Here is an 11,925-nt window from a genome sequence, read left to right on the forward strand (position 1 = left end):
GAGATGGGGCCGAGATTATGAACAGCTGACACCAAAGTTTGCCCAGCAGCATGTCGCTAAACTTAAACCGGACAAACAAAGCAAACCGAAGGAAACCAAAACAGAAGCACCTGTTTTTTCAAAAAATGGCTGATAGGTCCTATAGGGGAAGTGTGCCCTTTATGGAGCGGTTACTTAAAAGATAATGGCGTTAATGTTGAAGTTTTAAATGATCAACAATGTGTGGAAATGATGGAAAAATTTATTAAAAACAATCCAACTTTATGGGATGAAGATATTGGAGAATAAACAGTTAGATGGATGTGCTCGGTGTTTTTGGCATTTCTGTTACTTGACTTTTATCTCCTACAACGTTTTCAAAAGCTTTAATAGTTGGTTTTAGTTTTGAGTTCACGAATAAATAATGGTTTAGTGGGATCTCATGCCATTCCGCTAAATAGTCAGTCAACGGCTCAGAAGCAATAACAATGGCGCCTGTTTTCTTGCCTTCAAGCATCAAGGTTTCATCATGTGCCGCATCAATAGATTGGCCTGTTGCATAATAAAGTGATAAAGGTTCTTGGTTTTTGGAGACATATCTGGTTGCAATAAGGTTTTCACCATCAGTTAGCGCAATATTTAAGCGTGAAAAATGCTCATTATCGTCTTTTTCCTGTAGTGACATGATTTTTGCAAATGCTGAAATTACCGCCTTTTCCATCGAACAATTGGCTGAGTCCTTTTTCATATATTGCATAATCAGAAAAAAAAGATGTTCGGAATCCGTTTGCGCTTTGACTTCTTCAAACAATAAATCATCAAGCTCATTAATAACATGTCGCCTTATTTTCTCAAAGTGGCGAATAGTACCGTTGTGCACAAATGCATATTTATCATGTGTAAAAGGGTGGCAGTTGTTGAAAACAACATCACCAATAGTTGATGCCCTAACATGAGAGAGAAAACAATTCGATTTGACCTTTGAGGCCAGGTGTTTTAAGTTATTATCATTCCAGGCAGGCTGTATGGATTTAAAAACGCCAGGAAATGTGTTGACTGCATGGTCATACCAGGCAAGCCCAAATCCATCTGCATTTAAACCAAGTCTGCCTTCTTTTGCTTGCCTGCTTTGATTGATCAATGAATTTTCAGGCTTATCAATCAATTCATTAAGCAAGATCCGTTCTTTTCCTATATATGCAATAAATCTACACATAATTTTATCTGCCTGCGTTAATACCTGTCTTAAGTGTAATATAGTCCAAAATATCTTCTGCAATATGTTTACCAATTGCTTTTTCCATTCCATGGAAGCCTGGTGCTGAGTTTGCTTCACAGATCTTATAACCGTCGTGATCAAATAAAAGATCAATACCCGCGATGTCTAAGTTTGCTAATCGTGCTGTTTCTGTGGCCAGCCATTCTATCTCTGGGGTTGGTTCAAAGGCTTCCACATGACCACCTCTTGAAAAGTTGGCTTTAAAGCTGACATCTGAGCTTCTTTTCATACAGCCTATCACACGCCCGCCCAAAACAAATGCGCGCAGATCTCTGCCAAGGCTTGTCTGAACACATTCCTGCAAAATAATATTTGCTTTTTCATTGTTGCTGTACACAAGCTCCATGATATCTGTGAATTTTTCTTCAGACTCACAAAGATAGATACCACTTCCCTGTGTTCCTGTAACATTTTTAATGACCAAAGGAAAACCAATCTCGCGGCGAACTACTTTGATATCAACTGGAAATTTTACCAGCATGGTTTTTGGTGTGGGCAGATTACTATAAGCCAACAACTGGTGCATGTGCAGTTTGTCTTTGACCGCTGCAATTGAGTCTGCACCATTACAGACATAAACACCCAAATGTTCAAGTTGCCTGATAACCGCAAAGGCATAATATGTTGTATCAGAGCCAAGCCTTGGGATCACAAAATCAGGAATGGAAGTAGGCTTGTTATCAATCAGAATACTTTTTTTATCGCTTCTTGTTACCACAAGCTCTAATTGATTTGGGGTAATGATATCAAGGTCAATCCCTTTTGCTTTTGCCGCTGCCATTAATCGAGATACACTATAATCACGCTTTTCCGTTAGCTCATTCTCTTTTCTTGAATAAATAATAAAACCTTTCATTTAATGTTCTTCTATTTTTTTTATAACGTTATCATTTTATGCATATCATAATGTTTATCTTTATTAAACACACGAAATATTTTCATGCTGCATAAGAAAGCTATAAAATGGTGTGTAATGTCTATTATTACGCTAATATATAAAGAGGTATTTCACAAAGGAACTTCGTTAAATGCGCTATAATTTTGCGATTCGGGGACTGCATAAGCTTATTGTTTTATTTGTGCTTATTCAGTTCTTTATTGGCTTTTTATTTGATTTTTTATTCAGCCGCTTTTATCCGGCTTTTTTTATGACGATTCATAAATCATTAGGTTTAACACTTTTATTGCTGACGATTTTATTGATTATCATAAGGCTTTCAAGCAAGAAAGTCCCTTACCCAAAGACGATGCCGTTTATTCAGATAATACTCGCAAAAATTGTACACCTTGGGCTTTATTTAAGCCTTTTTACAATGTCATTATCCGGATTTATTGCCATGCAACTCTTTCACAGTAAATGGCAGTATTTTTATCTGTTCTATGTGCCTAATTTTTTGCAGGTAAATACCACGTTAGGACGAGAAATTTTTCAAATACACCAATGGGCAGCGCTTATTTTTGCAGGCCTTGTGATCCTGCATACGTTAGCTGCTTTTTACCACAAATATGCCTGCAAAGATCAGATTATGAAAAAAATGTGGTGATAAGGTGTGATAACATGAATAATCAAAAGAATAAGGATTGATAAAAAGGTGCGAATATGAGGCATATCAAACAACCCATAAAAATCTTGCAGATCGTACTGGTTTTGTTATGTAGTGCCATTTTACTGATAGGTTGCTCACAAGCGCCAACAAAACCAGACTTTAAGGCAATTCAAAATGTCCAAGACAGAAAAGAAGCCTTTATCAACTATATGCTGCCACTTATTCATAAAGTGCAAAGTGAGATATTAAACCAGCGTAAGCAGTTAATGGAGATTAAGACCACTTTGGATCAAAAAAAGCTATTGCCACCCCATCTTGAAAGCTTTATTCGAATATTGGCAAAACAGTATAAGGTTGACTTTACACAGGAAAATTTGGAAGGCGTTGTTGATAAGCTTTTGGTAAATGTTAATATTATTCCTGTGAGCATGGTTTTAGCACAAGCGGCACTTGAAAGTGGTTGGGGGACTTCGCGTTTTGCTATAGAAGGTAATAATTATTTTGGTGAACACTGTTTTACTGAAGATTGTGGTATTGCACCTAAAGACCCAATCCCTGGACGTATTGATGAGGTTGCTGTGTATAAAAGTCCTTTATCTAGTGTGCGTGCATATTATTACCTGCTTAACAGTGGCAGCAATTTTGAAACGTTTCGCCAAAAGCGTGCATCTCTTGTTCAAAATGGACAAGACTTAACAGGTAAAAAGCTTGTTCAAGCACTTGTGGGATACTCTGAACTTAAAAATACGCAATATCAAAGAAGATTGTTAATGACGATGGATTATAATAATCTGTATCAATATAATTAAAGGAAATACTGACTTAGCCAACATCTCGGCACACGAATCATCTGTTACCGCTGCTTCCTTCCGGACCTGACGGGGTTCACAGACTATCGTCGCAAGAGGACCAAGCCAGCAGTTGGTATTATTTCGTTTTTAGCCGGCAATTTCAAGCTTTTATTTCACAAAATTTCAGCGAATGGTCTCAAATGCAATTTTCCATTGATCAGTATTTTCCAGCGCATGTGCGGTAAGTTCCAGTGTGCCTACTTCCGTATGCAGTGCACTGATATGAACTAATACCTGATGTCCTTTGCTATAGTTATCTGAGGTTAATGTTAAGCGAAGCGGGGTAAGCTCAATAAGCCCTGCTGCTTTCCAGTCCCCAATGATATCGCCAAGCTGGTCATTTAAGCGGTGGTTGGCAGCAAAGAAGCGAAACTCAACAGGTTGCCCCACAGTTAAACAGAATGTTTCACCATCATAAGTGATAGAGTTACCATATTCCATGCCTTGTGTGGCAATGCAAAGCGCCTCAATAGGTGGCTCAAAACCTGGTATTGCTGGCATGGGTGATTCGATTCCAATATAAAAGGAATGTGACGCACCCCCTTTGATTTTAATACCATGTCCAATTAGTGCATCACCGAAAATACTGGCACCATAAGCAACAGATGTATCATATTCAGGATCATTTAATTCAATTGCTTTTGGTTTTTTTGCTTCACTTAACCATTGGTTAATCGTTGCCATCACCTGGTTTCTTAGGCTTTTTGGTTTAAATACACCGCCGTTGAATAAAACGGCTTTTGGCGTAATGAATTGATCGGACGTTGCAGATTGATTACTTAAAAATAATGCCAAATGCTTCGTAATGGCTGGATCTTGTGTATAGTTCAGTGAAAAGCGACTCATGCCTGCACGAATATTTTCCTTAGGGTGGTCAGTAATCTTGATATTTGGGAAAAACCCTTCAAGCATAATCTGTTCAATATCTTTTTTGGTTAATGTGTCTTGGACAGTGTTACCAAATAGTTTGGAAGACCTACCCGGAATAACAACAGAAACCTCTTCAAGTGTCTCATCATTAAATAATTTTTCTTTTGCATCTCGACAGCTGTGCACAAGCGCTTGCAGCTGCCAGTGTTCAAGCGTTAATCCAGCATCTAACATTCTTTGTTGCAAGGTGTATGCCAGCATTAAATCAATATTATCCCCACCAACAAGAATGTGATTGCCAACAGCAATTCGTTTAAACCCAAGATCGCCGTTATTATCCTCTACTTGAATCAATGAGAAATCTGTCGTACCACCACCGACATCGATAACCAGAATGATGTCATCTGTTTGTAGGTATTCACGCCAGTCATCCTGTTGACGATTAATCCAGCCATAAAGTGCCGCTTGTGGTTCTTCTAAAAGGGTAACATGTTCAAAGTCACAAAGCCTTGCTGCTTCAACGGTCAAGTCTCTTGCTGCAGGTTCAAAAGAAGCAGGAATCGTAATGGTGATTTTTTGTTGGAATAAAGGTGCTTGTGGAAACTGGTTATTCCAGGTGTTTTTAATGTGTTCGAAAAAATGCGTATAGGCTTCTAAGGGGGATATACGTTCTAATCCTTCAGCAGCATGATACGGAAGCAAGCCTTTTCGTTTATCGATATTTGGTTGGCACAACCAGCTTTTAACACTTGAGATAGTCCTGTTTGGTGTTGTTTGTGCTTTGGCTTTAGCGTAATTTCCAACCAGAATTGTTGACTCACTTTGCCATGGCAAAGCAATGTCCTCAAGCGTTAACTCAGCATCGCTTGGAATATATAAAAAAGAGGGCATGAGCGTTTGTGCTTCATATTGGCCAGGTGCATTAAACTGTGGGATTTCAAGCTTGTTGACCGTGGTGCCTTCTTCGATTGTCTTATAGGTTACAGCACAGTTTGTTGTACCAAGATCAATACCAATAATATATTTTGCCCGATCTGACATTTATATCACCTCAATTTCTGCCGGTTGAATAATATTAGGATTTGCATTTGTTGTTATGGTTGGCAGTTGCAACTGATCAATCTGCCAGCCTTTATGTAGCAGTACGCCTGTGATAGTGCTCTGATTTTGAATATTACCGGTTAAATGAACACTAAAGCGGTCAAAATCATTTTTTTCAAGAATTACCTGGGTATTTTCTGCTTCAGGGCGAATACTGGAAATATTACAATGGGCCTTGATTGCCTTTTGGCAACCTTGATGTACAACTCGAACGGCTGAAGCGATTTCAGCGTCGCTAAAATGATCAATATTTTGATAGACAAAGTCGATAAAGCGCCCTTTTTTTTGCAATATTGTTAATAGTTGTTTAGCAGAATGATCATATTGCGATCTATCTGGATTGGGCGCTGGTTGAGCGATATTAATCTTTCCGCGAAAAAACGCATTGATTCGTTGTTTCCATGTGAGTTTTATCAGCATGCCAAGGCAAATATTTATCCTTATTTGCTTTTTAGTTTACTCTAATCGACAAGCAAGCGACAACTTATTTTTACGAAAGTCTTTGGATAGGTCTCATCACTTTGTTGCTATACTGCTACAGGATAAACAAGGGATTGTTTTTGTTTTTGAACCTGCTTAACAAAAATAAGTCCTAAACTGCCAATGCCTAAAAGCAGCATCATAAAGGCACTTAAACCATAAATGGGATCAAAGTGTACCATAGTTAAGGCGACCAAGGGCGCACCACCACTGAGTCCATTACCAATACTATAGGAAAAAGCACATCCTGTTGTTTGCCATTCAGGCTCAAAAACTTCCGCAAATAGTGGAGAAATAGCGCCTTGTATTGCAGCCATAAGCAAAGTTAAAACGGTAATAGCAAGAAATACCCAAATTGGCTCTTTACTTTGAATCAAATAGATTGCCGGAATCGTGAGAACAAAAAACAAGGCACCTGCGGTATAAAATAATTGTTTAGCACCGATACTATCGGCAAATTTTCCAAAGAAAGGATAAAAAACACAAGCGATTAAAAGCGTTAAACTATTAATGAAAAAGGCCGTCCCTTCGGCAACACCAAGCTGGCTTATTTGGTAATTCACCAGATAGGTGAAAACAACATAGTATAAGGAAGCAGCCATTGTTGTTAAGCATGTCACGGCAATAATCGCTTTGTATTGTTTTGCTAAAGAAATAAAGACGTTTTGACTGCGGGCATGTTTTTTTGAATAGTTATAATCTTCATTTCGATTAAGATAAAGATATAGTAAAAATAAAATACCACTTAATGCAAAAGGAAGACGCCAGATAAGTTGAGTGTCATGATGTGATAGAAAACTTGAAGCAAAAAAACCAACTATTGACGCCAGTAAAAAACCAAGTGATGAGATAGAAAAGACAAGGCCGACTGCAAAGCCTTTTTCACCATGATGATCTTTTACTGAAAGGGATATCAGACCAGGAAACTGGCCACCAACGGATAAGCCTTGAATGATACGTAAGCTCATCAGTAATACAGGTGCCCAAATGCCAATCATTTGATAATCAGGTAATATGGCAACGATAAAAGTTGAAATACCCATGGCAATCACACAGAGATTAATTATCTTTTTAGGATGATATCGATCACTAAACCATCCGGCTAATAAACCGCCTAATGGGCGAACAATTGACCCTAAAAAGAAAGTTGAAAAAGTCAGCAATAGGCTGACATATGGGTCATGATTGGGAAAGAAGTCCTTTGCGATAAAAACGGCAAAGTAAATGTACAATGAGAAATCATACCACTCAATAATATTGCCAAATGACAAACGGAAAAAACTGGCAATTGATTTATGCATAACAACTATTTAGTTTCAAATATTATATTATTCGTTCCAAGGGTGACACATTTTTGATAAAAAGCCAAGGAAGCCAGCCGATTTATTCAAATATTGATCAAATGTTAAAAAAGCAAAGTTTGTGATTTTATCCCACACCGTTTTGGCATAAACTAGTGATCAATGTTTTGATTAAAAATCCTGTATATTCATTATGAAGTGGCTTGATCTTATTAATAAATCTAAGAAAATGCGATTTTACAGCAGTCAAATAGCGGCAAATATACTGCCAAGCGCTTTTTATGAAAAACAGTTAGCAAAAATCCTGTCGCGGATAAATGATTATGATCGTGATTATATTTTAGGTCGTGTTGATTATTGTAATCAATTAGCAAGATTATTCCGTGTTGACCAAGGCATTCAGATAGACGATTTTAATCATAAAGGCAACAGTGCCTATGTGCTTGATTTTAAAAAAGCCATTCGTTATTTCCCTAAGTCATTGAAGTTAAATTATGAATTTGGTGATGTTGTCCACGTCCCTGAGGTACCTTGTTTTGTTAAGAGTAGACCAATTAACAAGGAAAACGAAAATGCAATATTATTAAAGCTTGATAGTGTCAGGCATTTTAATTTTGTTAAAGATAATGTCGCTTTTTCTGACAAAAAGGATATGGCTGTATGGCGTGGAGCTGTGTTTGAACGCCCACAACGTGTAAGACTTTTAGAAAACTATTATCATCATCCTAAATGTGATTTTGGTGATACGGATAAACGAAAAAAAGGGACACAATACTATAAGGAGTATATGAGTCTGTCTCAGCAGCTTGAATATAAGTTTATTGTCAGTATTCAAGGCACGGATGTTGCCACAAACACAAAGTGGATTATGTCATCAAATTCACTTTGTTTTATGCCTAAGCCTAAATTTGAAACCTGGTTTATGGAGGGTAGACTTGTGCCAGATCACCATTATGTTGAGCTTAAAGATGATTATTCAGATCTAGAAGAAAAAATGGCATATTACAGTAAAAACACAGATAAAGCTTTAGCGATTATTAAAAATGCACATGACTATGTTGCCCAGTTTAAAAACAACGAACAAGAGCAGCTTATTTCACTTTTGGTGATGAAAAAGTATTTTGAGCTGTCAGAGCAGATGTAATTTATTATAGCATAGCTTCCAATTGTTTAATGTGATTATCCCAGGTAAGCTTCTGTTTTTCAATAAAACCTTCAGAACAGTGGAATATTGATTCATGCGCTTTTAAAATGGCATGTTTGATTGCTTGAGGTGTAACTTCGTCAATGATAATTCCATTTTCTGGTGTGACAAAACTTTTAGAGCCAAGGTTTTTAGAAATAATCACTGGTGTTCCTACCTCGAGGGACTCAATAACAACTAAACCAAATGGCTCATAGATTGAAGGTGCGATAGTTATCTCAGCAGCAGCATAGTAATCCTGAACGTTATCAACCAATCCAAAAAATTTGGCATTTTCAGGTAGTTCTAGAGGCTTATTTTTTCCAAGTATGACTAAAAAGAATAAGTTGGGGTCTAATTGCTTTAGCGCTTCAATAATATGTGGAGTACCTTTTCTTACAGGCTCACCACCTGGCGTTAATAATATAAATTTATCAGTAGGCAGTCCAAGTTTTTGCTTGTATTGTTTTTTTTGTTCTTTTGGGACATAGTAGAATGCATTATTTGAAACAGGTGGGAAACACATTCTAATCTTTTTCTCAATACCAAGCCCATAGGCATTGATTTCATCAACCATTAAATCTGAGTGAGCCATAATTTTTTTGGCATTTTTATACATTCTTTTTTCAAGAAAAATCTCGATTTTGTCATAAAGGCCATTTTTTTTGCCCATGATTTTATTATGTGCTTGATGTGTGCCACCCACAATGGCAAGATCAGCATTAAATATTCGAGCCGTAGCTATATTAACTGCTTGGGTTTTTCTTGTGGAAAGCCATACTTTCATTGCAAAAGCAAAATATTTTAAAAAGCGTGGAAAATGCTTGATTATTTTCGATTGTTTTACGGTAATCTTTGAGTTGCCAGCAAATAGCTTCTTATCATGCTTTAGGCAATAGGCAGTTATTTGATAACCTTTTTTACTTAGATTTTCAATGAGCTCACAAATATAGCGTTCCATGCCACCACCATATTTCACACCAGGGGTAATAATGTTGATAGGCATTGTACGTCTATTAGATTTAAAGCTGTCAATAAATGGTCTTTTGGGAATAATAGAATCAGGTAGCCGGCTTTCTAAGGAGTTGTTGTAAATTGAAATATGATTTTTTCTGGCATAATCGCTTAACTTGATAAAAAAAGGCTCAATTAATGTTGTATAGCATTGATCAAGGTAAGAGGGGCGCTTTCTAATTTCTTTGTAGGCACGCATATTGGTACTTGATAAATCCATTCCAGCAATAAAAATTCTCTCATATCCAAGAAATATAGCCAGCTGCAGTGCAACGGCAACAACCGTACCTCCTTCTACATAACCTGTCTTAATGTTATGGTCTAGTGTTTTTTCCGTTTTATTTGGGAAGCTTACAACATTATTTTTATTCCGAGAAAACCAGAGTTTCTTTTTCAACTTATGGTAGCATTCATCATTTGTCGCAAAAAATCGACTAGTTTTGAGCCCTAAAAGACATAAGTTTTGCCTTTTAGAGATAAAGTCTGTATCAACAACACAGTGAATAAAGGGCTTAACCCCATATTCGTTTAGTGGAGCAATAGCCCCATTCACTGCAATCGTGTCATGCCCTTTAAGAAGATGTAGTGGAAGTGTATTAATTGATGGCCCTGAGGCAATAATATAACAGGTTTTGTTTTTGGATACTTGTGGTTTTAGCTGGTCTATATCACATAGTTTCATTTGTTCGCCTGCCTAGTTATTGCTTATCTGCGTGGTTTGTTAGTGTTAGCTGTAGAGCTACCAACCATATTAATAAAGTTATACCACTATGTTCAACAATGCCTCTTAATAAAAAGTATGATACTAATGCGCTGAATATTGCATAGGAAAGTATCCCTGTGGTACCTGGTAATGTGCGATTACGCCATGCCTGATAAGCAAAATAAATAAAAAAGACAAGATAAAGCAGTGTGCCAAAAATACCAAAGCTGTAATAAATGACCAGCAGTTGTGGCTCATCATGATAATAGTAAAATTGTTGTTTACCATTAATCATGGTGTTTGGTTCACCATAAAGTTTGGGTGCATTTTGCTCATAAAGAAGTGTTTGGTAGATGGTGTCACCATATCCAATACCATGCCAAAAGCCAATATATTTGGAGATAATAGGATACCTAGACTCAACGATAGTAGTTCTTCCTGAGGTGAAGTTTTTAAAAGTAACGGTTTGATGTATTTTTCCCTGAATCCGTGGTGAAAAATGATAGGCAATTGATAGCACGATAAAAAAGGATAGCAGGGTAAACAGGCAAAACAGAAAGATTTTTTTATAAGATAACTGATGTTTTTTTGCGTATGCAACACCTGTAATTATCGCAGAAGAGCTTACGGCTAAAAAGCCACTTCGTGATCCAGACCAAATCATGTATATAAACAATAGAGCGATGGTTAAACTGACAAGATAAGTAAGTGCTTTTCTCTTTTCAATTAATATAGTCACTAGAATAAATGGTGCTAAAAAACCTAAATTAACAACGCCATTTTTGACTAACGTAGAAGAATCGAGCTGATCTTGAAAAAATAATATACATGGCCAAACGATCAATATAATAAACGTAGTAGTAAAAAAAATAATATATAAATAACGAATATAAAATTTGCTTCTAGATAATACAATGGTGCAAAAGAGAAATATAATAGGGTAACGGAGCGATTTATATAAATCGCCTAATGATTGCATATAAAAGTTATGGTAAGAGGCAAAAACGCTTGTTATAAATGCAAAGAGTAAAAAAGCCACTGTTAGTATTGTTAATATCTGGTATGTTTTGTAGAGAGTCATGAGCTTGAGCTTTATTTCCTGCCAGTCAAAGGAAAAAATACACAGACAAAGTAATAAAGAAGAATAGGCCCCAATAGTCAATAATGCTGTTGTATGCTTGACAAACATACCAATAAAAAATAATGATGTGGTAATATATAAAAGTAAAATAAAATAGTCTTTTTTATGTGGCATGGCTTTCGTGCGTATATGTGAGGGCATAAATAATAGGTTTAAGCTTAATAAGTACGCGATAGTATACCTGAGCATTTATTTAAAATCCTCATGTAATTTTTCAATTATTGAAAAGGCGTATTTAATATCTTCTAGTGGGACGCTTAAGAATTTTTGAAATGAAGATTTTATCGAAGAGCTGGAAATGCTTTTTGTACGTGGAAGATAGATAACCTTACAGCGGGCGCATTCGGAATTTGTGGGTATTTAGGCTGCTGCTTGCAATCCTCCTTCATAGGACATTTCTTCAATGTTTCGCCATCTCCCAGCCTTATAAAATGAACGTATAAGCAGCATATCATTGGCACTCTCTTCATTCCAAC

10 protein-coding genes and 1 other RNA gene are annotated in these 11,925 nt (G+C 36.7%); 3 read left to right on the forward strand and 8 right to left on the reverse strand.

What is annotated here, in order from left to right:
• Positions 1–292 precede the first annotated feature (292 nt).
• Both DNK84_RS05235 and DNK84_RS05240 read right to left on the reverse strand, forming a co-directional pair.
• Entirely contained in the window at positions 293–1,195 is a 903-nt protein-coding gene (locus DNK84_RS05235) for a class II glutamine amidotransferase (RefSeq protein ID WP_162902245.1), read from the reverse strand.
• 4 nt (positions 1,196–1,199) lie between these two features.
• The gene (locus DNK84_RS05240) at positions 1,200–2,114 is read right to left on the reverse strand and encodes an ATP-grasp domain-containing protein (RefSeq protein ID WP_119343508.1); all 915 of its coding nucleotides are present in this window, start codon (positions 2,112–2,114) and stop codon (positions 1,200–1,202) included.
• Positions 2,115–2,286: 172 nt separating this feature from the next.
• Between DNK84_RS05240 and DNK84_RS05245 the strand changes: the two genes are divergently transcribed.
• Together DNK84_RS05245 and DNK84_RS05250 are read left to right on the forward strand one after the other, a co-directional pair.
• Complete coding sequence (locus tag DNK84_RS05245) at positions 2,287–2,802, forward strand: cytochrome b (protein WP_119343509.1); 516 nt, start codon at positions 2,287–2,289, stop codon at positions 2,800–2,802.
• Positions 2,803–2,858: 56 nt separating this feature from the next.
• Positions 2,859–3,614: a glucosaminidase domain-containing protein gene (locus DNK84_RS05250; protein WP_119343510.1), complete on the forward strand. Its 756-nt coding sequence runs from the start codon at positions 2,859–2,861 to the stop codon at positions 3,612–3,614.
• Positions 3,615–3,622: 8 nt separating this feature from the next.
• Here DNK84_RS05250 and ffs read toward each other — a convergent pair.
• The 4 genes from ffs to DNK84_RS05270 form a co-directional block, all read right to left on the reverse strand.
• Positions 3,623–3,720, reverse strand: an RNA gene (ffs, locus tag DNK84_RS05255) — signal recognition particle sRNA small type.
• A gap of 59 nt (positions 3,721–3,779) precedes the next feature.
• The gene (locus tag DNK84_RS05260) at positions 3,780–5,567 is read right to left on the reverse strand and encodes an Hsp70 family protein (RefSeq protein WP_119343511.1); all 1,788 of its coding nucleotides are present in this window, start codon (positions 5,565–5,567) and stop codon (positions 3,780–3,782) included.
• On the reverse strand, positions 5,568–6,047 hold the full coding sequence (locus tag DNK84_RS05265; RefSeq protein WP_119343512.1) for a DUF2760 domain-containing protein: 480 nt from the start codon (positions 6,045–6,047) through the stop codon (positions 5,568–5,570).
• Between the two features lie 107 nt (positions 6,048–6,154).
• The gene (locus DNK84_RS05270) at positions 6,155–7,408 is read right to left on the reverse strand and encodes an MFS transporter (RefSeq protein ID WP_119343513.1); all 1,254 of its coding nucleotides are present in this window, start codon (positions 7,406–7,408) and stop codon (positions 6,155–6,157) included.
• Between the two features lie 193 nt (positions 7,409–7,601).
• Between DNK84_RS05270 and DNK84_RS05275 the strand changes: the two genes are divergently transcribed.
• Entirely contained in the window at positions 7,602–8,552 is a 951-nt protein-coding gene (locus DNK84_RS05275; protein ID WP_119343514.1) for a glycosyl transferase family 90, read from the forward strand.
• 4 nt (positions 8,553–8,556) lie between these two features.
• On the opposite strand, the gene DNK84_RS05280 is transcribed toward DNK84_RS05275, so the two are convergent.
• Together DNK84_RS05280 and DNK84_RS05285 are read right to left on the reverse strand one after the other, a co-directional pair.
• Positions 8,557–10,287: a glycosyltransferase gene (locus DNK84_RS05280; RefSeq protein ID WP_119343515.1), complete on the reverse strand. Its 1,731-nt coding sequence runs from the start codon at positions 10,285–10,287 to the stop codon at positions 8,557–8,559.
• 16 nt (positions 10,288–10,303) lie between these two features.
• The gene (locus tag DNK84_RS05285) at positions 10,304–11,563 is read right to left on the reverse strand and encodes an O-antigen ligase family protein (protein ID WP_162902246.1); all 1,260 of its coding nucleotides are present in this window, start codon (positions 11,561–11,563) and stop codon (positions 10,304–10,306) included.
• Positions 11,564–11,925: the final 362 nt, after the last annotated feature.

The sequence above is a fragment of the Facilibium subflavum genome, assembly GCF_003574485.1.
GTDB classification, from domain to species: Bacteria; Pseudomonadota; Gammaproteobacteria; order Francisellales; family Francisellaceae; genus Facilibium; species Facilibium subflavum.

Coding starts and splice junctions, on each gene's coding strand:
- DNK84_RS05275 (WP_119343514.1), top strand. CDS start 7,602: ATGAAGTGGCTTGATCTTATTAATAAATCTAAGAAAATGCGATTTTAC.
- DNK84_RS05265 (WP_119343512.1), bottom strand. CDS start 6,047: ATGCTGATAAAACTCACATGGAAACAACGAATCAATGCGTTTTTTCGC.
- DNK84_RS05270 (WP_119343513.1), bottom strand. CDS start 7,408: ATGCATAAATCAATTGCCAGTTTTTTCCGTTTGTCATTTGGCAATATT.
- DNK84_RS05280 (WP_119343515.1), bottom strand. CDS start 10,287: ATGAAACTATGTGATATAGACCAGCTAAAACCACAAGTATCCAAAAAC.
- DNK84_RS05260 (WP_119343511.1), bottom strand. CDS start 5,567: ATGTCAGATCGGGCAAAATATATTATTGGTATTGATCTTGGTACAACA.
- DNK84_RS05250 (WP_119343510.1), top strand. CDS start 2,859: ATGAGGCATATCAAACAACCCATAAAAATCTTGCAGATCGTACTGGTT.
- DNK84_RS05285 (WP_162902246.1), bottom strand. CDS start 11,563: ATGCCACATAAAAAAGACTATTTTATTTTACTTTTATATATTACCACA.
- DNK84_RS05235 (WP_162902245.1), bottom strand. CDS start 1,195: ATGTGTAGATTTATTGCATATATAGGAAAAGAACGGATCTTGCTTAAT.
- DNK84_RS05240 (WP_119343508.1), bottom strand. CDS start 2,114: ATGAAAGGTTTTATTATTTATTCAAGAAAAGAGAATGAGCTAACGGAA.
- DNK84_RS05245 (WP_119343509.1), top strand. CDS start 2,287: ATGCGCTATAATTTTGCGATTCGGGGACTGCATAAGCTTATTGTTTTA.